The sequence below is a fragment of the Corynebacterium sp. genome, from assembly GCF_030532195.1.
Taxonomy (GTDB): Bacteria; Actinomycetota; Actinomycetes; order Mycobacteriales; family Mycobacteriaceae; genus Corynebacterium.
Map to the genome: position 1 here is coordinate 109,913 of NZ_JAUNLP010000003.1, position 25,651 is coordinate 135,563.

Here is a 25,651-nt window from a genome sequence, read left to right on the forward strand (position 1 = left end):
TTAGTCCAGGGCGGGGTGCTCCAGCACATTGAGAACTGCTGCGGCAGTTTTATCCCAGCCAAATTCCGCAGCGCGAGCCACACAGGCCTCAGACATGCGGTGATGCAGGGCTTCGTCGTCAAGTATTTGTCGAGTCTTAGCAATCAGGTCTGCGTGATCGCTGGCCAGCAGACCAGTTTCGCCGTCGTTGACGGAGTCGCGCAGGCCCGCCGAGGAACTGTACCCCACCGTCGGCACGCCGTGCTGCGCCGATTCGATGACTGCGAGCCCCCAACCTTCCTTGCGCGAGGGCATCAGGTGCAGGCATGCGCCGGAGAGGATGCGGTGCTTTTCTTCCTCGGTGACTTGGCCGTGGAAAATGACGTGATCCGAAACGCCCTTGTCACGAGCGTATTCCACCAGATTATCGTGCCACCAGCCGGAGCCGATGACATCGAGAATCGCACCCGGATGATCCTGCACGAAATCCACGAGCACATCGATGGCGTGCTCAATCTGCTTGTGCGGCACGAGCCGCGACAGCGTCACCAAGTGCGGCGCCGGTCCTTTACACTCAGACAAATCCGCCACGCCCGCGGTGGCGAGCACTTCCTCCGGAATCGGATCCACGCCGTTGCGAATCACCGAGATGCGCCCTGACGAAACGCCGAGTCCTACCAGCTCAGCAGCACTTGGCTCCGAGACGGTGATGTAGCGGCAGCGGCGATGAATCATCGGCGAGAGCCGCGACTCAATGAACCACCCCAACTTGCTGATCACCGGACCCGCCACCGGCCACTGCTCCCTATGACAGTGGTGCGTAAGCAGCACCGTTGGCGCGCCCGAAAAGACGCGCGCGAAAAACGGCACGCCATTTTGGGTGTCCACCACCACGTCAGGTTTGCCCCCGAGCGCCTTTGCAATAGGCCCTATGCCAAACCTGGCGCCAGCCATCGCCGCCCAGGCGCGCACATAAACAGAGAAGTTGCCACCTGCACGGGAGAATGTAACGCCGTCACGAGTCGAAATCTTCGGCGCGTCCGGATACGCCGCCGTGCGGTACACCACCGAATGTCCCTGCTCAGCCAGGTAAGCAGCCACGCGCTCAAGGTAGCGCTCACTGCCACCGCCCTCGGGGTGTCCCGTGTCGCGCCAGCACAACAGTAAAATTTTCATAACAATAATAACCTTAACGCGGAAGCTCTCACTGTTCGTACTTTTCGTACAAATACCGCTACCACTTTCGAGGGTCTACTAGATTCAAAGGCGTGACTATCCGTTCCTCTCTCATCCCACCAGCACTGAAACCACTGCGTCGCTTTGCCACATTGAAGCGCTCCTTCGGCTTGCTCAATGACTTCAAGTACGAGCAAACCGACCCGGACATCTTCTACGGTCACCTCGCCAACGACACCGTGGGGTTACTGGAAGGAATTGCAGCTGGGGCACGGAGGTCGTCGTCACGCTTTACGACGGAATCCCCGTTGCGCGGAAACCGCATTCTCGATGTCGGCGGCGGTCCGGGGTATTTCGGGCGCGCGTTCGCGGAGCGCGGAGTCGAGTACTACACCTGTGAGCCCGATGTCGGCGAGATGGCTGCGGCGGGGATTAAATTGGATTCCTCGGTGCGTGGCAGTGGGCTTGACCTGCCATTTCGCAGTGGAGCCTTCGATCTGACGTACTCTTCCAACGTTGCAGAGCACGTGCCCGATCCGTGGCGGATGGGCCGCGAGATGCTGCGCGTGACCGCGCCCGGCGGGTTGGTTGTGTACTCCTACACGGTGTGGTTTGGGCCGTTCGGTGGGCATGAGATGGGGCGGACACATTACCTCGGTGGCGATCGCGCGCGCCGGATGTATGAGAAGAAGCACGGCAAGCGACCGAAGAATTACTACGGCGAGTCACTGTTCCGCGTCGACTGCTCCGAGGGTCTGACCTGGGCGCGCGCAATGGAGCGCGCGGGTGAGGCCGAGCTTCTGGCTGCGTTTCCGCGCTATCACCCCTGGTGGGCGTGGTGGATGGTGCATGTGCCGATTTTCCGCGAGTTCGCCGTGTCCAATTTGGTGCTGGTGCTGCGGAGGAAGTAGGGGTCGAGGCCAACAACGCAAAAACCGCGCTTAGCCCACCGACGGGCCAAGCGCGGATATGCAGATGAAAAGTCGAAATTAGTCCTCGACAACCTCGACGGTGACCTCGATGTTGCCGCGGGTTGCGTTGGAGTACGGGCAGACCTGGTGAGCTGCGTCAGCCAGAGCCTGAGCCTCATCGTGCGGCAGGTTCGGGATAACAACCTCGAGGGCGACTGCCAGGCCGAAGCCCTCGCCTTCCTTGCCAATGGAGACCTTTGCGCCAACGCTGGACTCGCCCAGGTCGGCCTTCTTCATACGAGCGACCATCTGCAGTGCAGAGTGGTAGCAAGCAGCGTAGCCAGCTGCGAAGAGCTGCTCAGGGTTGTTGCCCTCGCCGGAGCCGCCCATTTCCTTCGGGATTGCCAGATCGAATTCCAGGTTGCCATTCGGGACGGAAACGTGACCGTCGCGGCCTGCGCCAGTTGCCAGTGCTTCGGTGGTGTACAAAGCGTCCATTGAAACAGAACTCCTAACGAATTGAGTTACGGCTAATCAGTTGCGTAATCAGTCGCAGCGAACCGCTTTTCATCGCGCTCGCGTTCTGATTCAACAGGGTGCCATTCGTGATTTATTCCCGCCTATGCCCGAATTGGTGCTTACTTTATTGTGATTAACTGCATATTGTGCGGTGACTGCGCATGCGTAGTTCTCTGCTCCGGAGCCATCACACAGCCCTGGAACGTCCATGACCGCGCACTCACAACCGCGCTGAGATTACTTATGTAATTACCCCCGATTTTTGGAGGATTTCCACCCACGAATCCGCCCGAGCATATAGAGTGACGCACAACACTCTTCGACGAATTTGTGAGGTATTAAAACATGACTTCCGCCACCATTCAGCCGGGCGGCGAGGCCTTCATCTACGAGGCAATTCGTACCCCGCGCGGCAAGGGCAAGAAGACTGGCTCCCTCCACGAGGTGCGCCCGGTATCGCTGCTCGTCGGCCTTATTGACGAAATCCGTAACCGCTTCCCGGATCTCGATGAGGAGCGCATCAGCGACCTCATCGTGGGCTGTGTCACCCCAGTCGGCGACCAGGGTGCAGACATCGCTCGCACTGCTGGCCTCACCGCTGGTCTGCCATTCCGCACCGGTGGCGTTCAGATCAACCGCTTCTGCGCATCCGGTCTGTCTGCCATCAACCTGGCAGCCCAGAAGGTTCGTTCCGGCTTCGATGAGCTTGTGCTCGCGGGTGGCGTTGAGTCTATGTCTCGCGTGCCCATGATGTCCGACGGCGGCGCCATGGCCATGGACGCGCAGGTCTCCTTCGCAACCGACTTCGTCCCGCAGGGCATCTCCGCTGACCTGATTGCGTCCCTCGACGGCTTCGAGCGTGAGCAGCTCGACGAGATGGCTGCACTCTCCCACGCACGTGCCGCCAAGGCATGGCAGGAAGGCCGCTTCGACCGCTCCGTCGTACCGGTCAAGGATGCCAACGGTCTGACCATCCTCGACCGCGATGAGACCATCCGCGACGGCGTCACCGCCGAGTCTCTCTCCGGTCTGCGTCCGGCCTTCACCATGATGGGTGAGCAGGGTGGCTTCGACGCTGTCGCACTGAAGAAGTACCCACAGCTCGAGCGGATCAACCACGTCCACCACGCCGGTAACTCCTCCGGCATCGTCGACGGCGCTGCACTGACCCTGGTCGGCTCTGAAAAGGCCGGCAACGACATGGGCCTGACTCCGCGCGCTCGCATCGTCGCCACTGCCGTCAATGGTGTTGAGCCGACCATCATGCTCACCGGTATCGAACCGGCTGTTCGTGAGGCACTGGCCAAGGCCAACCTGACCGTCGACGATATCGATGTTTGGGAAATCAACGAGGCGTTTGCCGCCGTCGTAAAGCATGCGCAGCAGAACCTGGGCATCGACTACGACAAGTTGAACATCAACGGTGGCGCAATGGCCATGGGTCACCCGCTGGGCGCAACCGGCGCGATGATCACTGGCACTGCTATCGACGAGCTGCACCGCACCGGCGGCCGCTACGGCCTGATTGCTCTGTGCGTGGCAGGTGGCATGGGCGTTGCGACGATCATCGAGCGCGTCTAGCACTTACCGGAACAACAACTCACAGCGACTGACACAGCTACACGCAAAGGACTGACAGACTTATGAGCACTGACAACATGTTCCGGTGGGACCAGGACGACGCCGGTATTGTCACCCTGACCATGGATGACCCGAATGCGCCGGTCAACACCATGAACCAGACCTTCCAGAACGATATCCGCGAAACCGTGGAGCGCCTGGAAAACGAAATCGGTGATGGCTCCGAGACCTCTATCAAGGGCATCATCATCACCTCCGCAAAGAAGACCTTCTTCGCTGGCGGCGACATCAAGCAGATGTCCAAGGCCACCGAGGATGACGCAGAAGACATGTTCAACATGGTCGAGGACATGAAGGCTTCGCTGCGTCGCCTGGAAAAGCTCCCGGTGCCGATCGTTGCAGCCATCAACGGCGCTGCTCTCGGCGGTGGCCTCGAGGTCGCGCTGGCTGCTAACCACCGCGTTGCAGCTGACGCGCGCGGCTCCAAGATTGGCCTGCCGGAGGTCACCCTCGGCCTTCTGCCAGGTGGCGGCGGCGTTTCCCGCGTCGTTCGCATGCTGGGCATCCAGGATGCCCTGATGAAGGTCATCCTGACCGGCGCACAGATGAACCCGGGCAAGGCACAGGCCGCTGGTCTCATCGACGAGGTCGTTACCCCAGAAGAGCTCATCGACACCGCTCGCGCATGGCTTGCCAGCGAGAATGCTAAGGCAACCCAGCCGTGGGACGAGAAGGGCTTCAAGATCCCGGGCGGCGACCCGAAGACTCCGAAGTTCGCTATGAACCTGCCGTCCTTCCCGGCAAACCTGACCAAGCAGCTCAAGGGCTCTCCGATGAAGGCTCCGCGCCTTGCTATGCAGGCCGCCATCGAGGGCTCCCAGGTCGACTTCGACACCGCACTGCGCATTGAGTCCCGCTACTTCACCGAGCTGGTCACCGGCACTCAGTCGAAGAACATGATGCAGGCCTTCTTCTTCGACCTCAACCACGCCCAGGGCGGCGGCTCCCGCCCGCTGCAGGCTGACGGCACTGCGTACCCGAAGCGCGAGTTCAAGAAGGTCGCCGTTGTCGGCGCCGGCATGATGGGCGCAGGTATCGCTTACGTCTGTGCCAAGGCTGGCATGGAGGTTGTCCTGAAGGACATCTCCGTTGAAAACGCTGAGCGCGGCAAGTCCTACTCCGAGGGCCTGGAGGCCAAGGCTCTCAAGCGTGGTCGCACCACCGAGGAGAAGTCCGCAGCTCTGCTCAACCGCATCAAGCCGACCGACTCCTACGACGATCTGGCTGACATCGACCTGGTCATCGAGGCTGTTTTCGAGAACACTGATCTCAAGCACAAGGTCCACCAGGAGATTGAGGCAGCTGTTCCGGAGACCTGCATTCTGGGCTCCAACACCTCCACCCTTCCGATTACCGAGCTGGCATCCCATGTCAAGCGTGAGAAGGACTTCATCGGTCTGCACTTCTTCTCCCCGGTTGACAAGATGCAGCTGATTGAGATCATCACCGGCGAGAACACCGACCCGGCTATCCTGGCCGCTTCCCTGGACTTCGCTGTTGCGATCCGCAAGATTCCGATTGTCGTCACCGACTCCCGCGGTTTCTACACCTCCCGCGTCATCGGTACCGTCATCAACGAGGCTCTGCGCATGGTCGCCGAGGGCTACGAGCCGGCAATCATCGAGGCCGCTGGTCGCCAGGCTGGCTACCCGGCACCGCAGCTCCAGCTTGCCGACGAGCTGAACCTCAAGCTCATGGAGAAGATCGCTGGCGAGACCCGCGCCGCAGCCGAAGCTGCAGGTGAGACCTTGGATGAGGGCGGCGTCCCCGCTCTGGTCGAGGCCATGCTGCACAAGTTCGAGCGTCCGGGCAAGCTCGAGGGCAAGGGCTTCTACGAGTACGTTGACGGCAAGCGCTCCGGTCTCTGGCCAGGTCTGTTCAAGGAGCTCCGCGAGGAGCTGAACATCACCCCGATTGCTCCGGAAGATACCGACCTGCAGGAACTGGTCGACCGCATGCTGTTCATCGAGGCCATCGAGACTCAGAAGTGCGTCGACGAGGGCGTTCTGCTTCACGACGCCGACGGCAACATCGGTTCCATCTTCGGTATCGGCTACCCGGCCTGGACCGGTGGTACTCGCCAGTTCATTAAGAACTACGACGGTGCTACCGTTATCGACCCGGCTGCCGCTCGCCCGGAGCGCCGCGGTGTCGCAGGCTTCGTCGAGCGCGCTGAGGAGCTGGCTGCTAAGCACGGCGAGCGCTTCAACGCGCCGGAGTCCCTGAAGAAGTAGGGCTCGTTGCGTCCCCGGCCAGCTAGTTAATCAGTTCATACAGCTTAGGCCGTTGTAGTCCCCGGTCAACTGGGTTTTTCCAGTGGCCGGGGATTTTTCTGCCTTCAAAGCCGGGAGAAAAGTGAACCAGAGACCAGTTTCGAGCGAATACCGCGCCAAATTAACAAATACGAGCCAAAATCGGGCCATCTTTCCCTAAGGTCTCGATTTGTGTGGGCTTCAGATTAGAAACTCCCAGGTCAGATTGCCCAGCGTGCCTCAAAAAGCCACACAAATCGAGACCTTAGGGCAACAACCCCCGGATAAACGGCGTTAACAGTTAATTTCAGTCTCGCGTGCTTGGGGCTCTGGCCTCATTAAGGACTCCAACCAGCACAGACCAAAAGTTATCCACAGGGAGTACCGTCCCGAAACAGGAAGTAAAAGTTATCCACTGCTGAGGCCAATTTCCCGAAAACAAAACTGTAAGAATGATCGGGATTGGCAACAATGACCGTCGTGAAGCAAAAGGCAGAACCAATCTTCAACGCCGCAGGTATTGCCCACCTGCATGAACAAACACATGTCAGCAAGAATGCTGCACGGAATCTGCTGAATCGCCGCGTGGAGCATGGTGAATTAGTGAAACTCTTCCGCGGTACGTATATCAATCGGACGATTTGGCCTGGTACCAGTGATTTTGAAAATGGTGTACTGAAAATTAAGGCGGCTTTTACGCAAGCTCGACTCCAGGCCATCGCCATGGCACAGGTACATCCTGATCGAGTGCTCACTGGCTACGCTGCGGCACTCGTGCACGGACTTCCACTGCTGGACTTGCCTCGAAAACTGACCTTGAGTTCGCAGACGCTACGGTCCTCACATACGAGAAAAACTAGCCACGAAGTGCAGTTTCTCTTAAACTACCAACGTGTTCTACCTGAGCACGAAACCACCATCGATGGCGCGCGAGTCACCACGCTGGCACGGACCGTGGTCGATATTGCCGCCGCTCAACCGCGCGTCGACGACGCCACACGCCGCAAACCCGAGGTCTTTCGACGCTTCGCCGAAGCCATCGCGCTTGCCGACGGCGCCCTGCGCGGCTCGGTCGGAACACTTGGTTCAACGGGAATGCAGCCTCATCAAGCCCTGCCGTGGCCGGAGGCGCCGCCGCGCTTTGAGCCATCCAATTGGGGCATTGAACAGGAGTTTCCGCAGCTCGCAACGCCGCGGCACGTGGCCATTTCCAGTACGGATTTCTTACCCCATGTGCACGATCAACGCGGGAGGGTGCGTGGGCCCCGCACGCTGGAGGTACTGATGGCGGCCTCACCGTGGTCGGAAAGTGCATTTGAATCAGTGACAAAGGCGCTGCTCATGGAGCTAAAGCTCTCATTTGTACAGCAACCGCGAATAGTAGATGAGGCTGGGGCGTTCGTTGCGCGTGTGGATTTCCTGCTTCCGGCTCACGGCATCATCATCGAGTGCGACGGGCGGATAAAGTACGAGCCCGCGCAGTCGAGAGCGCGAACAACAGCACAATCAGATACGTGCGACGGCGCCGGCCAACAGCACTCCAACACCGCCAACATCTGGCATGACCGGCGTCGTGATTACCAACTCACCAACCTCGGCTACGCCATCATCCACCTGACGTGGGATGCGATTTTTGATGGCTCGGCGGCGGGCATGATTCGTAAGGCATTGGCAGCCTCAACGACACCGCGGGGGCGCTGGTTTGATGCCATTACTGCACTTCCAAAAGACGCATACAAATTCTTCTTTTCTGACTAAATCGCTTCTTACCATGTGACAAACTCAAAACATGAGCCCGCAAACCCAGCCAAGCCAGCAACAATCAAGCCAGCAACTCCCAGAACTCATCGGCCGAGTGCGCCGAGTCCGCACCGGACAGGTGGTGACGCAAAAGTGGAGCGGCCGTGAAATCAGCACCGGCGCGGCCAAAGCACCACGCACGGACCGCGTGAGCGCCACAGAAAACGGCCTCGACGGCGATGCCCAGGGCAACCTGAAGGTCCACGGCGGGCCAAACAAGGCCATGTGCTGCTACCCATTCGAGTTCATGGCGCAGTGGGCGACCGATGGATTCGATTTGCCAGAGGGCGCGTTCTTCGAAAACCTCACATTGGAAGGCCTTCCTGACCAGGTAGTTTATCTGGGTGACATCTTCGAACTGAACGATCTGACAGTCCAGGTCACCCAGCCACGCCGTCCCTGCGCCACGGTCTCGGCACGCTGGCGCGACAAGCAACTGCCCAGGCTCATGCAGTCGAAGTCCCGTTCCGGCTACTACCTGCGGGTTCTTCGCCCCGGCACCATCGCCGAAGGCGACACCATGCGGCTGGTCAAACGCCTACCCAACGCAGTGTCGGTCGCAGAAACCAATCGAGTCATGAATATCGACCGCCAGGACATCGAGGGCATCCACCGTCTCCTCGCGGCCCCTGAGCTCCCGAAGCGGTGGCGCACAACGCTCAATCGTCGCCTGGCGGGCCAGCTGGAAGACGACACCGAGCGTCTCGGCAAGCCCTGAGTACCAAAGCGCATAAACCCAATCCGGCCTACCCGTTAAACTGCGCACATGGATCGAAACGTCGTTGATCTGCCCACGCAACTCCCCGAACTCGCCATCACTCAAGAGGGGTTTGATGCCCCATCACCGCAGCTCCTCCTGCTTAACGACGAACTTGCGAGCCAGCTCGGCCTCTCCCCACAGTGGCTTCGCTCGGATGCCGGCCTGAAGTTCCTCACTGGCCACGGTGCCGACGACGGAGCCTACAGCGGCGCTGATACCTCACCCAGCGTCGGCACATACGAGACTCCTGTGGCCACGGCCTATGCGGGACACCAATTTGGCAACTTCGCTGGACTGCTGGGTGATGGCCGCGCACTCCTGCTGGCCACCGTGTCGGCGGAGCCAGGTCTGACCGGACTGCCCGACCAGGAAAACACACGCACTCAGGCCTATGAAATCCAGGCCAAAGGCACTGGTCCCACGCCTTTTTCCCGCGGGGGCGACGGCAAGGCCACGCTCTCCTCGGCACTGCGGGAGTACCTCATCAGCGAGGCCATGTTCGCCCTTGGCATCCCCACCACTCGCGCGCTGGCGGTCATCAGCACTGGTGAGCACATTTACCGCGGCTCGCAAACTCCTTTCGACAACACCAATCCCACCTCGGAGCTCCAGCCGGGTGGCATCGTGGTGCGAGTAGCGTCCAGCCACTTGCGTGTCGGCACGTTTGAGCTGGTAGCACGCTCGGCGCAGAGCACCGACATTATGGCGCGGCTCATCGAGTTTGCGGCCAAGCGGCATGGCTATAAGTCCTCCGCGGAGTCGGTTCTCCGGGCCGTCGTAAAGCGACAGGCAAATCTCGTTGCAGCGTGGCTGGCCTGCGGTTTTGTGCATGGCGTGATGAATACGGACAATGCCAGCATCGCAGGTGAGACCATCGATTTTGGGCCGTGTGCGTTTCTGGATGTGCACGATCCACGGGCGGTGTTTAGCAGCATTGACCGTGGTGGTCGGTACGCGTATGGCGCGCAGCCGACCATTGCGGGGTGGAATATGGCCAGGTTGGCGGAGACGTTGTTGCCGCATTTTGAAAGCTCACCCGATGCTGCCATGGCACGCGCCCGCGACATCATCGGCACCTTCGCTGATGACTTCACTGATTCGCTCAGCCGCAGGTGGTTGCCTAAGCTGGGGATTTTCCCCTCGCTTTACGACGATCCCCTGGCCATCCCCCTGGTTCAGCGGTGGCAGTCGTTGCTGACGAAGTTTGGGCTTGACCACACGAATGCTCATCGCGCCTTGATTGATGTGTTGACCAGCGGTGATGTTGCAGCGTTGGCTGCGCTGTCGGATAATCCGGAGTTCCCTGCTGCGGCGGCTGAGTGGGTGCAGTTGTGGCAGCGGACCAGAGAAGAGCTGCAGATTGAACAGGAGGCGGCGCGGGCGCTGATGGAGCAGACCAATCCGCTGTATATCCCGCGGAATCACCTGGTCACAGAGGCGCTAGCAGCGGCAACGGAAGGAGATATGGGCCTCTACCAGCGTCTTCTGGCAGCGGTGACTAATCCCTTTAAGCCGCAGGAGGCGCCCGCGAAGTTCACTCAACCAGCGCCGATGGAATTGGGAGGGTTCCATTCTTATTGCGGCACATAAAATCTGCCTAGCCTACTATGTTTTCCACCCGGAAAATTCGACACCTGTGGGGGTATCAGATTGTGATGTCACTGGGTGCATACATGACATTAACTCCCCAAATGCGGGTATCACACCCCGCCAAATAGGGGACAAATAATCCGATTAATATTTACTTATTCTTTGGACTTGTAAAGTTAGAAATTGTATTGAACGGACTTATCCAAGCCTGAGTGAAAGTTCCAATCCAGTATCGCAATCGCCATTGTTTACGCAGGTTAAGGGGCATGTAGCTAGGTTTTTCGGAGTGAGCCGATCACCAAATTCATATCGCCTATCTGGCAGAAACTAGAAAGGCTCGCGATGCATAGACCTAGTGCCTCCGGCCCCTTCCGTATCCGGCAGCGAGAAAAACTCAGTCCGAAGAAGAAGTTCAGCCTGCATGTACGCCGAATCCTGGCGACATTGTTGGCTGTCGCTTTGCCCGGTGCTGCGCTTGCCGCCTGCAGCACTGACCAACAGCAGGTTGGTGAAGGGTTCATTGTTATTCAAAACTCTGAACCACAGTCGCCGCTGTACACCACCGACACCAATGAAACCGGTGGCGGCGACATTATCCGCATGCTCTACTCCGGCTTGGTGCGCTACGACACCGACGGTTCAATGATTCTGGACCATGCGGAAGAAATTAAACCGAATGAGGATTCCACTCACTTCGACATCACGCTGAAGCCGGGCTGGAAGTTCCACGATGGTGAGCCAGTGACGGCACAGAGCTACATCGATGCGTGGAACTACGCTGCCTATGGCCCGAACCTGCAGAAGCAGCAGTCCTTCTTCGCCAATGTCCAAGGATACGATGAGGTCTCGGGCGAAAAGGCCACGACCAAGACGATGTCTGGGCTGAAAAAGGTCGATGACCTAAAGTTCACGGTCGACCTGGTCAATCCGGATTCCTCGTTCCCACTGTCCCTCGGTTACACCGCATTTATGCCGCTGCCGAAGGCCGCATTTGGCGACAAGAAGGCATTCGGCGAACACCCCATCGGCAATGGCCCCTACAAAATGGCCGAGGGCCGTGCCTGGCTGCACAATAACCAGCTAACCGTGGTCAAAAATGATGATTTCGCCGGTGAACACAAGGCTCGCAACAATGGCCTGGTCTACCGCTTCTACTCAGATATGGACACCGCGTACGCGGACCTCCAGGCCGGCCGCCTGGATACGCTGCCGCGCACCATTCCCCCGACGGCGATGGCCAGCTTTGAAACCGACTTCCCTGACTCCAGCGCAAACGTTCCGACCTCCTCATCGCAGTACTTCGCAATTCCGCGAAATCTGCCAGGCTTTTCGGGTGAAGAGGGCAAGCTTCGTCGTCAAGCGATTTCCATGGCGATTGACCGACAGCTCATTACTGAAAAGATTTTCTTCGGAACGCGTACCCCAGCGCGCGAGTTCAGCTCGCTGACGCTCGGCGACTTGGACCCGAACGTGCCTGGCCAAGATGTGCTGAAGTACAACCCGGACAAGGCTCGCAAACTGTGGGCCGAGGCCAACAAAATTGCACCGTTTACAGGCTCGTTCGACATTGCCTACAACGCCGACGGCGGGCACCAGCAGTGGGTTGAAGCGGTGACCAACATGATTGGTGAAACCCTCGGAATTGAATCCCATGGCAAGGCCTACCCGACCTTCAAGCAGCTGCGCGATGAGATCACTAATGAGACCCTGACCAGCGGCTACCGTACCGGCTGGTCAGCGGACTACCCATCGGTTGCCAACTACATGATTCCGCAGTTTGTCACAGAGGGTTCGTCGAATGACAACCACTACTCGAATCCGACGTTCGACAAGCTCATCCAGAAGGCCGCCTCGGCAAAGAACGCAGAGGAAGCCAAGCCAATCTACGTCAAGGCTCAGTCTGTGCTGATGGAAGACCTGCCTGCAATCCCGCTGTGGTACCCGAATGCTTCGGTGGCGTGGAACCCGAAGCTGCGCAATGCCGAGGTGATGTGGGACGGCATTTTGGACTACCCAATGATTGAAAAGGACTAGCGCCATGGGTTGGTATATCGGAAAGAGACTCCTACAGATGGTGCCGGTCTTCTTCGGTGCCACGCTGCTGATTTACGCGATGGTCTTTGCCATGCCCGGTGACCCCATCGCCGCACTGGCCGGCGACAAGCAATTGCCGCCAGAGCAGGTCGCCGCGCTGCGCGCGCACTATCACCTGGATGAACCCTTCTTCGTCCAGTACTGGGAATATTTAAAGGGCCTGTTCACGCTGGATATGGGCGAGACTTTCTCCGGCCGCTCAGTCGGCGAGGAAATTGCTCTGGCCTTCCCCATTACTATTCGCCTGGCACTGATGGCCGTTGCCATTGAGGCAATCTTCGGCATCGGCCTTGGCGTCATCGCGGGTATGCGCAAGGGCGGCTTCTTCGACTCCACCGTTCTGGTGCTGTCCCTGCTGGTCATTGCAACTCCGACTTTCGTGCTCGGCTTCGTTGCCCGCTACCTCTTCGGTGTGCGCTGGCACATTGTCTCCCCCACCGTCGGTAGCGACGCATCCTTTACTTCCCTGCTACTTCCGGCATTCGTGTTGGGGTTGGTCTCGGTTGCCTATGTGCTGCGACTGACTCGCTCCGAGGTGGCATCGGCACGCCATGCCGACTTCGTGCGCACTGCTCGCGCCAAGGGTCTGCCCACCTCTGAAGTCACCCGCCGTCACATTCTGCGCAACTCGCTGATTCCCGTTGTGACCTTCATCGGCGCAGACCTCGCTGCCCTGATGGGTGGCGCAATTGTCACTGAGGGCATCTTTAACGTGCCCGGTATCGGTGGCCTAATCTTCCACGCCGTCCAGATTGGTGAAGCCCCCACCGTGGTCAGCATTGTGACCATCCTGGTGGTTATTTACATGTTCGCCAACCTGCTCATCGACTTGCTCTACGCAGTCCTGGACCCGAGGATTCGCTATGCCTAAGCCAGATTCAACGCAGCCAGAAAAGCAGACCAGCGCCGTGCAGGCCGAAACAAAGCAGGCTCCAACCGCGGCGACCGCGCCCGACCACACCCAACTGCCCGATAACCCGCCACTTGGCCTGTGGGGTTCGGCCTGGCAGAACCTGCGTCACCGCCCACTGTTTTGGGTCTCAGCAATCATCATTTTGCTCTCCATTGCAGTGGCCGCCTTCCCGTCACTGTTTACCTCGGTGGATCCGTCGGCAGCTAACCTGCGCGACTCCCTGGCACCGGCCCGCGAAGGCCACCCCATGGGGTTCACGCAGCAGGGCTACGACGTCTACGCCCGTGTCATCTATGGTGCCCGCGCCTCGGTCATCGTCGGCATTGGTGTGACTGTGGCCGTGACCGTCATCGGCATCATCCTCGGCGCCATTGCCGGCTACCTGGGCGGATGGGTCGACGCGGTGCTCTCCCGCATCACGGATATGTTCTTCGCCATCCCGCTAATCCTCGCCGGCATCGTGCTGATGCAGCTGTTTACGGAGCGCACCATCTGGTCCGTCGTCTTCGTGCTCGCCGCCTTCGGCTGGCCGCAGATGGCGCGCGTGGTGCGTTCCTCGGTGATCTCTGTGAAGAACGAGGAATACGTCACCGCTTCCAAGGCACTCGGCCTGTCCAACACCGGCATCCTCTTCCGTCACGTGCTGCCGAACTGCCTCGCCCCGGTCATCGTCATGGCCACGACCTCGCTGGGTATCTACATCGTCGCCGAAGCCACGCTGTCGTACCTGGGCATTGGTCTGCCGACGACCACCGTTTCCTGGGGCAACGACATCTCTGTCGCACAGCAGGTGCTCCGCCAGGCCCCGTCCAACCTGTTCTGGCCAGCACTTGCCCTGGCGATTACCGTTCTTGGCTTCATCCTCATGGGTGACGCTTTGAAGGATTCTCTCGACCCGAAGGAGCGTCGTCGATGAGCACCGACACAACTAAGACCGCAGCACCCATTCTCACTCTGAAGGACGTCTGCATCGGCTTTCCGACGGCCACAGCGTCCGGCCGCCGCAGTAAAGAGCTCACCGATGTGGTGCACAACGTCGACCTGGAGGTTTACCCCGGTGAGACGGTCGCCATCGTTGGTGAGTCCGGCTCCGGCAAGTCCACCACCGTTCACGCCGCGCTGGGTTTGCTACCCGGTGACGGCGAAGTCACCGGTGGCACCATCACCTTCGATGGCCGCGACATCACTCACCTGACTGACCGCGAATTCGTCGGCATCCGAGGAAGCGGAATCGGCCTGGTCCCACAGGACCCGATGACCAACTTGAACCCAGTGTGGACCGTCGGTGCCCAAATCAAGGAAGCCCTGCGTGCAAACAACATCGCCACCGGCTCCGAAGCCCACAAAAAAGCCATTGAACTGCTGGAACAGGCTGGCCTTCCCGACGCTAAAAAGCGCATCGACCAGTACCCTCACGAGTACTCCGGCGGTATGCGCCAGCGTGCACTGATTGCCATGGGTCTGGCCGCACGGCCAAAGCTGCTGATTGCCGATGAGCCCACCTCGGCTCTCGACGTGACCGTGGCGAAGAGAATCCTCGACCACCTGGCCAAACTCACCAGCGAACTGGGCACCTCCGTGGTTCTGATTACCCATGACCTCGGGTTGGCTGCCGAACGCGCCGACCGACTCGTCGTCATGCAAGCGGGACATGTCGTGGAGACCGGCCCTGCGTTGGAAGTCCTCACGCACCCACAGCACCCTTACACCAAGCAGCTGATTGCCGCCGCGCCGTCGCTGGCTGCCCGGCGCGGTGACCGCGTGGTCGCTGCACCGACAACTGCGGACCATGAGCAGAAGGAAATTCTGGTCGCAAAGAATCTCGTGCGCGACTTCGCCATCCCGGGCAATCGTCCGTGGCGCAAGGACTCCTTCCGCGCCGTCGATGACATCAGCTTCACGCTGCGTCGCGGTCGCACCATCGGCATCGTGGGCGAATCCGGCTCGGGCAAATCCACCGTGGCCAACATGGCGCTGGGTCTGCTCGATCCGACCGAAGGCGAAGTGCTTTTCGACGGCAAACGCGTCCAAGGCCGGAATCGAAAAGAAGAGCTGGAATTGCGGCGTCGCATTCAGCCGATTTTCCAAAACCCATACGCGACGCTGGATCCCATGCGCACGGTGCACTCCTCCATCGAGGAACCACTGCGCATTCACAAGATTGGCACCAAGAAGGAGCGTGAACAGCGGGTATTCGATCTGCTCGACCGCGTTGCACTGCCAGCTGAGATGGGGCGCCGCTTCCCCGGTGAACTCTCCGGAGGTCAGCGTCAGCGCGTGGCAGTCGCGCGTGCTCTGGCGCTGAATCCTGAGGTTGTGGTCTGTGACAAGGCCGTGTCCGCCCTCGACGTGGTGGTGCAGGCGCAGGTGCTCGAATTGCTGGCTGAGCTGCAGGAAGAGCTGGACCTGGCCTACCTGTTTATTACGCATGACCTCGCGGTGGTGCGCCAGGTAGCCGATGAAATCATCGTGATGGAGCACGGCAAGATGGTCGAGCACCGTCCAACCGATGAGCTCTTCGACCACCCGGAGAAGGAGTACACCCAGCGGCTGCTGGACGCTATTCCGGGCGCATCGCTGGATTTGGATTTGTAGGGGCTCCGCTCCCAATCTGCCCAATCGGCCCAATCTGCCCATTTCACTTCATGACACCAGTGTCACCTCATGCCGCCTCCGCAGCTGGCATGAGGTGACATAGGTGGCGTGAAGTCGCGGATTAGTCGCAGAAAGAAGCTGCGGGCTATTACTCCCCTACTCCTCATCCAGGACCATGCGGTAGCCCACACCGATCTCAGTGCGCAGGTATTTGTTGTGGGCCTGCTCCGGTTCAATCTTGTGCCGGAGCTGAGAGATATACACCCGCAGGTAGTTGGTCTCTTTCTCATACTGGTCACCCCAGACGGCTTTGAGTAGCTCCGTCTTGGTAACCAGTTCTCCGCGGTGCTGCACCAGGTAGACCAGCATGTCCCACTCACGTGGAGTGACGTGCACCAGTTCATCGGCGACAAACACCTGCCGTTTGGCCAGGTCAACGACCAGGTGCCCATCGGCGGAGGTCACCGTGGGCTCTTCTTCAACCACGACTTTGCTGGCGCGGCGCATGGTCGAGCGCAACCTGGCCAGCAGTTCTCCCATGGAAAATGGCTTGGTGACGTAGTCATCGGCCCCTTCATTCAGAGCGTTGATCTTCCCCGCCTCGTCGTGACGCGCGGAGACAATCAGTACTGGAATGTCGCTCCACCTGCGCAACGAGCGCAGAACTTCAAGGCCGCTGATATCCGGCAGGCCGAGGTCGAGAAGTACGGCATCGGGTTTCCAGTCGCTGGCCTCGGCAAGCGCACGCGTGGCGGTCTGCGCGACGCGGGGGTTGTAGCCCCGAGCTTTGAGGCTGACCAGTACGGTGCGTGCCATAGCGACATCGTCTTCGACGATGAGAATCTTTCGCCCGGGCTTGCCGGATGCGCCAGGTTTCTCGCCGGCCTGACCTGCAGATTGTCCTGGATTGCGGTTCATGAATTCCTACTTTCTCTTGCCCATCGCACGTGGCAGTGTCAACACGAAAGTGGCACCGCCACCCGGCGTTTGCTCAGCACGGATGGCGCCTCCCATGGCATCGGCGAAACGCGCAGCGGCGGCCAACCCAAGTCCCAATCCCTGAGTCCCGGAGGTGTAGTCACCAAGGCGCTGGAACGGCTGGAAAATCTCTTCCAACTTATCCTCGGGAATGCCTTTACCGTGGTCAATGATCAAAATGTCTACGCAGGCACTGGCGGGCAGTGAACCACTTACAGCGCCAACGACACTCACTCCGGCTCCGCCAGCTCCGCCGATGCCGCCGGGGACTCCACCCGGGCCACCCGAACCACCAGCATGTACACCGCGCTCGCTACGGCGTGTGCGAATGGTCAGCTCCGACTCAGGCGCATACTGCCTACCGTTAATCACGATGTTGGACAGGATGCGCTGAATCAGACCGGGATCCCCCTCGACCATTCCCGCATCGGAATCGAGGTCTCGGACGATGTGGCTGGCGGCCTCCGGCAACTCAGCACACACGGCATCGACCACATCGGAAACACTGACCGCCACCGACTCCACGCGCTTGCTGTTGGAATCAATACGGCTGGCATCAAGCAAGTTGCCAATGACGACCTCAAGACGATCCGCGGAGCTTTCAATTGTCTCCATGAGGATTTCCCGCGATTCGTCGTCAAGCTCGACGTCTTCCATATTCATGCTGGAAACGGCCGCTTTGATGCTGGCCAGCGGGGTGCGCAGATCATGCGATACGGCGGTGAGCACGGCACTGCCGACGCGATTGCCGGCCTCGAGGGCGGCGGTGGCGCGGCGCATGGCGGCGATTTCCTCCATGTCCATCAACGCGCGGATGCGCGAGCCGTGCGCGGCAATCATGGCAGTCTCAGCTGCGGTGAGCTCACGCCCACTGAGCACAAAGCGCAGGTCATCGCCGGAAGCGACCTTGGTCATCGGCAGCTCCGATGGCCAGGGCTCGGATAGACCGTGCTCGGCGGTGGTGACAATCGGAAGCCACTTCTTGCGCTCGGAGGAGTAGCGCTCAACATCCACTCGCTCCATGGAGAACGTATCCGCCAGGCTGTGGACCAGGTTGGACATATTGTCGCCATCATGGACCACACCGTGGGCGAGCTCCGACATGACCACTGCCTGATGCAGGCTGCGGTCGGCCATCTCGCGGCGACGCTCGGAACGCTCCACCACCGTTGCCACAGCAGCGGCAATTACGCCGAAGAGCACAATCTGAATCAGGCTGGCCGGTTCAGTGATGGTCAACGTGTAGGTCGGATCGGTGAAATACCAGTTCGCAAGCAGCGAGCCCACCACGACGGCCGCCAGCGCCGGGATCAGACCTGCGGCCATGGCCGCGAAGACCACCGGCATCAGATAGGTCAGAAGCAGCACGCCCAGAAACTCCGGGCCGGTATCCAACCGATGCAGCAGCATGGTCAGCAGCACCGGCCCCACCAGCGCCAACACCCAACCAGTCACACGACGTGGCCGGGAAAAGCGGGACTGAAACTCGCTGCGGCGCTTGGCTCTTTTCTCCGACGAGCTGGAGATAATGTGCACGTCGATTGGCCCGGACTGATCAATAATCTTCTGCGAGGTACTCAAGCCCACATAGCGTCGCAAGCCCCGCTCCGAGCCAATGACCAGCTGCGATGCATTGACCGTGCGGGAGAACTCCAGCAAAATCCCCGGCACATCATCTCCGACAATGGTGCGCCACTGCCCACCCAGCGATTCCGTGAGATCCTGCAGGTTGCGCAACCGGCGCAGATATCCGCGGTCCAAGCCGTCGTCCTCGCCGGTAATGTGCACGACAATCATCTCGCGGCCGGCCACACGTCCGGTCATGCGCGCGCCGCGACGAATCATCGACTCCGCGTTCTCGTCATCGCGCACAGCCACTACCACGCGCTCACGTGTGGTCCAGTGGTCGTCAATCTCCTCGTCTTCGCGGTAGGCATCCAGCACTTCCTCGACCTTGTCGGCCAGCCACAAAAGGGCCAGCTCACGTAGGGCACTGAGGTTTCCGGGGCGGAAGTACTTCCGCAGCGCCAGCTCCGCCTGTTCCTTCTGGTAAATCTCACCGCGGGACAGACGAATGCGCAGCGCATCGGGGCTTAGGTCAATCAGCTCAATTTCGTCCGCATCGCGCAGGACACGGTCGGGCACGGTCTCCATCTGGCGTACACCGGTCACGGCCGCAACGACGTCGTTAAGCGATTCCAAGTGCTGAATGTTCATCGTCGAGATGACATCGATGCCCTCGTCGAGAAGCTGGTAGACATCGTGCCAGCGCTTGCGTTGCTGAACGAATTCGTTGCCCGGCTCCTCGGTGACGACGGTGTGCGCGAGTTCATCGACAAGAGCGACTTCAGGGTGCGCCGCGATAATCGCGTCCACATCGAGCTCACGGTAGGTATTGCCGTGGTAGCTCACCTCACGGCAATCCAGCACCGGCAGGCCCTCGATGAGCTTCTTCGTGCGCTCCCGCCCATGGTGTTCCACCAGGCCAACGACCACCTCGTGCCCACGGGAATACAGATCGTGGCCTTCATTGAGCATGGCGCACGTCTTCCCCACACCCGGGGCAAACCCCAGGTAGACCTTCAGTTTTCCTCGCTGGGTCATCTCTTAGGACCTCACTACCGTATTTACGCTCACTGTCCGTTTGCCAGCGCGGCGTTGAGCTTTACGACGTTGACCAGTTGCCCGCCTTCCTGCGAGCCCTGTTCCGTGATTGCTTTTTCACTATTTTCCGAAATCAAACGCTCAACCTCTGCCTGTGGCAGCTTGCGTTCTTTGGCCACGCGCGGGGCCTGGAGCTGCGCGTATTCCTCGGAGATATGCGGATCCAAACCGGAACCGGAGGCAGTGACTGCCTCCACCGGGACCTTGGCCAGGTCGATGCCCTCGCGGGCGGCGACATCTTGGCGGCGCTGTTCGATTTCAGCCTGGAACTCCTTGCTATACGGCGACACGTTCGATGCCGAAGACGACATCGCGTCGTAGCCATTATCCCCCGCAGCCGACGGGCGCGGGTAGAAAAATCCCGGCTTCGTCACTTCTTGGGCAATGAGCTCTGAACCCTGAGCTTGCCCCGCGGAGTCATAGATCATCGAGCCATCAGCGTTATCGGACCAAATTCGCCCCACTAACCAGATGGCGGCTGGGTACAGCAGGCCGATAACCACGGTGAGCAGCAAGTATGCCTTGATTGTGGTGGATACCAACCGAAAATTTTTGTTCATGTCCTTCTCAATTCTTTTCACATGTTGCGAGATGCCAAGTGCTGTGCGTCGGCCGCGCCTTTTTGGCGCGAGGCCGAAGGCATTTACATCCCGAACACTCCGGAGAGCAGGAGGTCGATAATTTTGATGCCGATAAACGGTGCGATGATGCCGCCGACACCGAAGATGAGCAGGTTACGGCTCAGCAGTGAGGCAGCCGATCCGGCGCGGTACTTCACACCCTTGAGTGCCAGCGGAATCAGCGCGACAATCACCAGCGCGTTGAAGATCACCGCAGACAGGATGGCGCTTTCCGGCGAGTGCAGGTTCATGATGTTGAGCTTGTCCAGTCCCGGCAGAGCCGTAACGAACATGGCCGGGATGATGGCGAAGTACTTGGCCACGTCATTGGCAATGGAGAAGGTGGTCAGCGCACCGCGGGTAATCAGCAACTGCTTGCCAATTCCCACCACGTCTATGAGCTTGGTCGGATCCGAATCCAGGTCCACCATGTTGGCCGCTTCCTTCGCCGCCGAGGTACCGGTGTTCATTGCCACACCCACATCTGCCTGCGCCAATGCCGGCGCATCGTTGGTGCCGTCACCGGTCATGGCGACCAGGCGTCCCTTCGACTGCTCCTTGCGGATTAGCTCCAGCTTCTGCTCCGGGGTGGCCTCCGCGAGCACATCGTCGACGCCGGCCTCCTTCGCAATCGCATGCGCCGTTATCGCATTGTCGCCGGTAATCATGACGGTGCGAATGCCCATTTCACGCAGCTGGTCAAAACGCTCACGCATGCCAGGCTTAACGACGTCCTTGAGATAAATAACACCCAGCACACGTCCGGACTCACCGCTGGTTACTTCATCGCCACCGCATACCTCGGCGACCACCAACGCGGTACCGCCCGCCTCCGAAATGCGCTGGACAATGCCATCGACTTCAGGTGGCACGGTGGTGCCAATGCGCTCCATCAGCTTCACAATCTCCGTTGCGGCACCCTTGACCACCTTGCGGTTCTTCTCACCATTGGTAGCCGGGAACTCAATGCCACTCATACGAGTCTGAGCAGTAAAGGGAATGAAGGTCGCATTGGTGTAGACGGACTCGTCGATGCGTTCATTCGATTCGGTTTCCGCGAGCTCGACGATGGATCGGCCCTCGGGGGTTTCGTCGGCAAGCGAAGAGAGCTGGCAGGCGTGCACCAGTTCAGCGTGCGAGGTGTCGCCGACCTCGGAGAACTCCGCGGCCTGGCGGTTACCGAAGGTGATGGTGCCGGTCTTGTCCAGCAGCAGCGTGGCGACGTCGCCGGCGGCCTCGACCGCACGGCCCGACATGGCCAGCACATTGTGCTGGACTAGGCGGTCCATACCGGCGATGCCGATGGCGGACAGCAGTGCGCCGATGGTGGTCGGAATCAGACATATCAGCAGTGCGACCAGGACCAATGGGTCCTGCTCAGCCCCGTTGAAGACGGCCATGGGAGCCAGTGCAATGACAACCATGAGGAAGATCAGGGTCAGCACGTGCAGCAGGGAGCCAAGTGCCAGCTCGTTCGGGGTCTTCTTGCGCTGTGCGCCTTCGACCAGGCCGATCATGCGATCCATGAAGCTCTCACCGGGCATGGTGGTGACCTCGATGGCGATGGCGTCGGAAAGCACGCGCGTACCACCGGTGACCGCGCAGCGATCACCGCCGGCCTCGCGGATGACCGGCGCGGACTCGCCCGTGATGGCGGACTCATCGACGCTGGCGGCACCGACGATAACGTCGCCATCAGCGGGAATGGGCTCGCCTGCGGAGACCACCACAACGTCACCCGGCACCAGATCCGTGGCCGCGACCTTGGTGGTCTGTGCGGCTGGATTCTCCAGCGCTGCGGCGGCATTGGCGCCCTTGTTGAGTTTGAAGGCATCGGAGGTCGTGCGCGAGGCGCGCAGCGATTCCGCCTGCGCCTTGCCACGGCCCTCGGCGACGGCTTCGGCCAGCGTTGCAAATAGGACGGTCAACCACAGCCACACCGTGATGGAAATACTGAACAGCGATGGGTGCGCAATGGCCAGGACCAGCGTAAATGCGGCACCGACTTCGACCAGGAACATCACCGGGGTGGCAATGAGCTGGCGCGGATTCATCTTGCTCAGCGCCAGTGGCAGAGCCGCTTTCAATGCGCTGGGTGAAAATGCGGAAGATGCGTTGGAATTCTTGCTCATGACAGGGCCTCCGTCAGCGGGCCAAGGACGAGGGTTGGTAGGAAGGTCAGGGCACTGACGATGATTGCGATGGCAACGGTCAGGCCGACAAACTGAGGTCGGTGAGTTGGCAGGGTGCCTGCGGTCTCGGCGGCTGGTCGCTGCTTTGCGAAGTCACCGGCCAGACCCAGCACCATGACAATTGGTAGGAAGCGACCAAACAGCATGGCGAAGCCGAGGCTCATGTTGAACCACGGGGTATCGGCACCGAAGCCCGCGAATGCCGAACCATTGTTGTTGGACGCACTGGTGAAGGCGTAAATCAGGTCGGAGAAACCGTGCGGCCCATCAGCGGAGACAGAGTCCAGCGTCGACGGCAACATGGTGGAGATACCGACGCCTGCCAGCACCAGCACTGGCATGACCAGGATGTAGAGGCAGACCTTGGTGATTTCCGAAACACCAATGCGCTTGCCCAGGTACTCCGGCGTACGGCCGACCATCAGGCCAGCGATGAAGACGGTCAGGATGGCAATGATGAGCATGCCGTAGAGACCGGAACCCACACCACCAGGGCTAATCTCACCCAGCAGCATGTTCAGCATGAGCATGCCACCAGCCAATGGCGAGTAGCTGGAATGGAAGCTGTCCACCGCGCCTGTCGACGTCATGGTCGTGGTCACCGCAAAGAAAGAACTCGGCAGTACGCCGAAGCGCAGTTCCTTGCCCTCCATGCCGCCACCTTGGAAGGCCTGCAATGCAGTCTCGCTGGACATAACAACAGCCAGAGAGATGAAGTAGAGCACCGCCATGGTGGAAAGAATTGCCCAGCCCTGGCGCTTGTCACCGATGATGACACCGAATGCCCTGGTCAGCGACACCGGAATCAGCAGGATAAGGAAGATCTCCAGCATGTTGGTCCACGCATTTGGGTTCTCAAACGGGTGCGCGGAGTTGGCATTGAAGTAGCCACCGCCGTTGGTGCCCAGTTCTTTGATGACCTCCTGCGACGCCACGGCACCGCCTGGGATGGTCTGGCTACCACCGGTGACAGTCTGGACAGTCTGTGGAGCCGAGAAATTCTGGATGGCACCCTGCGAAATCAGCAGGATTGCACCGATGGCGGCGATGGGCAGCAGTACACGCAGGACGGTGCGGGTCAGATCTACCCAGAAGTTGCCGATATTGCCGTCACCGTGGCGGTTGGCCAGGCCGCGAACCAGCGCCACCGCCACTGCAATACCGACTGCAGCGGAGACGAAGTTTTGCACTGCCAGGCCAGCCATCTGAGTTAGCACCGTCATGGCTTCCTCACCGGAGTAGGACTGCCAGTTGGTGTTGGTTGTAAACGACACCGCGGTGTTCCAGGCCTGGTCCGGAGAGACCGGGCCCTTACCGTGGTTTAGCGGTAGCCACTGCTGAACTCGCTGCAGCAGGTAGACGAAGATGACGCTGACCGCAGAGAAACTTAGGACACTGGCGGTGTACTTCGTCCAGTGCTGGTTGGCCTCTGGGCGCACACCGATGGCGCGGTAGAAGCCACGTTCAATACCCAAGTTCTTGTCAGTGGTGAATACCCGCCCCATGTAGTTGCCGAGCGGGATGTACAGGATGGCCAGTGCAGCCATCACGATGATTACCGGGACGAATCCCATAATGACGTTGCTCACGAGAATCGCTCCGGATCAATCAGGGCGACCAGGACATAGCCCAGTGCAGCCAAACCTAAAATGGCGCCGACGATCAATTCCCACGTCATAGTTTCTTCACCGCCTTGGCGCAGCCCTGCAGCAGCAGAAAGGCCGCGACGGTGAGTAGCAGAAGTAAAATGTCTACGAACATGACAGTTACTAAAACACTCATACCTACCGTGGCGGGCGGCTATTAACGCTTTTTTAACACCCTCCTGAACTGGGGTTATGCACTTTGAAGTGCGCGAATGCACCTCTGATTAAGAAAGTGCCAATGCAAATTTCGAAATCCATACCCACACTTCACGCCACCTATGGCACCTCATGCCAGCTGCGGAGGTGCCACGAAGTGACACAGATGTCGTGAAGTGCGGGGTGGTGGTGGGAGAGGCCCTCGACCGGCTGCAGCCGTGCACAACCTGGTAGCCGTACACAGCCCAGGACAGCCAAATACAGCTAATCCGACCCCTGACACGAAAAACCGGGGACCACGCTTACTACGTGATACCCGGTTTGTAAATGGATTGAGGTAGGTCGAATCAGCCGACCTGAAACAGCCGACCTGAAACTACCGTCCTGCTACTAGCAACCTAGAGGCGACTGGCTGTCCAGCCGATGCTATTTAATCCTCTGGTGCGAGCTCGCTTTCGGTCACCCACTTGTGGTTCTTCATGGTCATACCATCGTCATCGATATCAACCATGTAGACCGGCTCCTGGGTGGAGTAGTCAACAGTGCCCTTGGCACCCTTCATGCCCGCCATATGCTCGGCATTGATGGTGATCTCGGAGCCGTCGGCAAGCGGAGCTTCGCCTGGATTCTCCAGCTCCTCATGGACAACCCAACGGTGATCCTTCACCGGCTCACTGCCGTCGGTCGGGGTGTAGGACACGGAGTATGTGGTGGTATTGAAAACGCCGACAACCTTGCCGTCAGCACCCTTCATACCCGGCATGTGATCAGCCAGAACCTTCACTTCACTGCCAACCGGGAACTTCGCGTTGTCAGCCGGAACCATTCCCTCGGGAGCCGGGCCGCCATCGGCCGGGTGGTCATGGCCAGCCATCGCATCGTCATCATGGTCACCATCGTCACCGTGGTCGCCATGGTCATCGGCATCGTCCATATCGTCCATGTCCTCAGAGCTAGTGACCGTTGCCGACGTGCTGGTCTCGCTAACAGTGCTGCTTGCCTCAGTATTGGCCGAATCATCGGAGGAGCAACCGGCCAGCGCAAGCACGCTGGCGGCACCCGCGGCTACGAGAGCATTAAGTGGTCGAATATTCTTTGCCATGGTCAAGCTCCTTTGTTGTTGATGTCAATCAATCTATGCCCTCACCCTAACAACGCTCCCCCA

Annotated in this window: 19 protein-coding genes; 10 read left to right on the forward strand and 9 right to left on the reverse strand. The window is 59.7% G+C overall.

Features of this window, described 5'->3' with window-relative positions; translation table 11 throughout:
• Positions 1-1,155 carry a glycosyltransferase family 4 protein gene (locus Q4E11_RS04905; RefSeq protein ID WP_303164094.1) on the reverse strand — a complete coding sequence of 385 codons (1,155 nt, stop codon included), beginning with the start codon at positions 1,153-1,155 and terminating at the stop codon, positions 1-3.
• Positions 1,156-1,247: 92 nt separating this feature from the next.
• On the opposite strand from Q4E11_RS04905, the gene Q4E11_RS04910 reads away from it, so the two are divergent.
• Positions 1,248-2,066, forward strand: a complete 819-nt coding sequence (locus tag Q4E11_RS04910; protein ID WP_303164095.1) for a bifunctional 2-polyprenyl-6-hydroxyphenol methylase/3-demethylubiquinol 3-O-methyltransferase UbiG — start codon at positions 1,248-1,250, stop codon at positions 2,064-2,066.
• A gap of 78 nt (positions 2,067-2,144) precedes the next feature.
• On the opposite strand, the gene Q4E11_RS04915 is transcribed toward Q4E11_RS04910, so the two are convergent.
• Positions 2,145-2,564 (reverse strand): organic hydroperoxide resistance protein, encoded by a 420-nt coding sequence (locus Q4E11_RS04915; protein WP_303164096.1) that lies wholly within the window; start codon positions 2,562-2,564, stop codon positions 2,145-2,147.
• A gap of 366 nt (positions 2,565-2,930) precedes the next feature.
• Between Q4E11_RS04915 and Q4E11_RS04920 the strand changes: the two genes are divergently transcribed.
• From Q4E11_RS04920 to Q4E11_RS04960, 9 genes are all read left to right on the forward strand, one after another.
• Positions 2,931-4,166, forward strand: a complete 1,236-nt coding sequence (locus Q4E11_RS04920; RefSeq protein ID WP_303164097.1) for an acetyl-CoA C-acetyltransferase — start codon at positions 2,931-2,933, stop codon at positions 4,164-4,166.
• Between the two features lie 62 nt (positions 4,167-4,228).
• A complete protein-coding gene (locus Q4E11_RS04925) occupies positions 4,229-6,460 on the forward strand; it encodes a 3-hydroxyacyl-CoA dehydrogenase NAD-binding domain-containing protein (RefSeq protein WP_303164098.1) in 2,232 nt (743 codons plus the stop codon).
• A gap of 489 nt (positions 6,461-6,949) precedes the next feature.
• A complete protein-coding gene (locus tag Q4E11_RS04930; protein ID WP_303164099.1) occupies positions 6,950-8,236 on the forward strand; it encodes a hypothetical protein in 1,287 nt (428 codons plus the stop codon).
• A 31-nt stretch (positions 8,237-8,267) separates the two neighbouring features.
• Positions 8,268-8,996: an MOSC domain-containing protein gene (locus tag Q4E11_RS04935; protein ID WP_303164100.1), complete on the forward strand. Its 729-nt coding sequence runs from the start codon at positions 8,268-8,270 to the stop codon at positions 8,994-8,996.
• Between the two features lie 48 nt (positions 8,997-9,044).
• A complete protein-coding gene (locus Q4E11_RS04940; protein WP_303164101.1) occupies positions 9,045-10,628 on the forward strand; it encodes a YdiU family protein in 1,584 nt (527 codons plus the stop codon).
• 342 nt (positions 10,629-10,970) lie between these two features.
• Entirely contained in the window at positions 10,971-12,662 is a 1,692-nt protein-coding gene (locus tag Q4E11_RS04945; RefSeq protein WP_303164102.1) for an ABC transporter substrate-binding protein, read from the forward strand.
• A gap of 4 nt (positions 12,663-12,666) precedes the next feature.
• Complete coding sequence (locus Q4E11_RS04950) at positions 12,667-13,593, forward strand: ABC transporter permease (RefSeq protein WP_303164104.1); 927 nt, start codon at positions 12,667-12,669, stop codon at positions 13,591-13,593.
• A complete protein-coding gene (locus tag Q4E11_RS04955) occupies positions 13,586-14,551 on the forward strand; it encodes an ABC transporter permease (protein ID WP_303164105.1) in 966 nt (321 codons plus the stop codon). The genes Q4E11_RS04950 and Q4E11_RS04955 overlap by 8 nt, the downstream gene beginning before the upstream one ends.
• Entirely contained in the window at positions 14,548-16,230 is a 1,683-nt protein-coding gene (locus Q4E11_RS04960; protein WP_303164106.1) for an ABC transporter ATP-binding protein, read from the forward strand. The genes Q4E11_RS04955 and Q4E11_RS04960 overlap by 4 nt, the downstream gene beginning before the upstream one ends.
• A gap of 156 nt (positions 16,231-16,386) precedes the next feature.
• Here Q4E11_RS04960 and Q4E11_RS04965 read toward each other — a convergent pair whose 3' ends face one another.
• The 7 genes from Q4E11_RS04965 to Q4E11_RS04995 all read right to left on the reverse strand — a co-directional run bounded on the left by Q4E11_RS04965 (position 16,387) and on the right by Q4E11_RS04995 (position 25,588).
• Positions 16,387-17,148, reverse strand: a complete 762-nt coding sequence (locus Q4E11_RS04965) for a response regulator transcription factor (protein WP_303164107.1) — start codon at positions 17,146-17,148, stop codon at positions 16,387-16,389.
• A gap of 6 nt (positions 17,149-17,154) precedes the next feature.
• Positions 17,155-19,812, reverse strand: coding sequence for an ATP-binding protein (locus Q4E11_RS04970; RefSeq protein ID WP_303164108.1), 2,658 nt, complete (start codon positions 19,810-19,812; stop codon positions 17,155-17,157).
• Between the two features lie 29 nt (positions 19,813-19,841).
• On the reverse strand, positions 19,842-20,432 hold the full coding sequence (gene kdpC, locus Q4E11_RS04975) for a K(+)-transporting ATPase subunit C (protein ID WP_303164110.1): 591 nt from the start codon (positions 20,430-20,432) through the stop codon (positions 19,842-19,844).
• An 83-nt stretch (positions 20,433-20,515) separates the two neighbouring features.
• Positions 20,516-22,624 carry a potassium-transporting ATPase subunit KdpB gene (gene kdpB, locus Q4E11_RS04980; protein WP_303164112.1) on the reverse strand — a complete coding sequence of 703 codons (2,109 nt, stop codon included), beginning with the start codon at positions 22,622-22,624 and terminating at the stop codon, positions 20,516-20,518.
• Complete coding sequence (gene kdpA, locus Q4E11_RS04985) at positions 22,621-24,273, reverse strand: potassium-transporting ATPase subunit KdpA (protein WP_303164114.1); 1,653 nt, start codon at positions 24,271-24,273, stop codon at positions 22,621-22,623. The genes kdpB and kdpA overlap by 4 nt, the downstream gene beginning before the upstream one ends.
• Positions 24,270-24,362, reverse strand: coding sequence for a potassium-transporting ATPase subunit F (locus Q4E11_RS04990; RefSeq protein WP_016421618.1), 93 nt, complete (start codon positions 24,360-24,362; stop codon positions 24,270-24,272). The genes kdpA and Q4E11_RS04990 overlap by 4 nt, the downstream gene beginning before the upstream one ends.
• A 554-nt stretch (positions 24,363-24,916) precedes the next feature.
• A complete protein-coding gene (locus tag Q4E11_RS04995; protein ID WP_303164121.1) occupies positions 24,917-25,588 on the reverse strand; it encodes a YdhK family protein in 672 nt (223 codons plus the stop codon).
• Between the last annotated feature and the right edge of the window lie 63 nt (positions 25,589-25,651).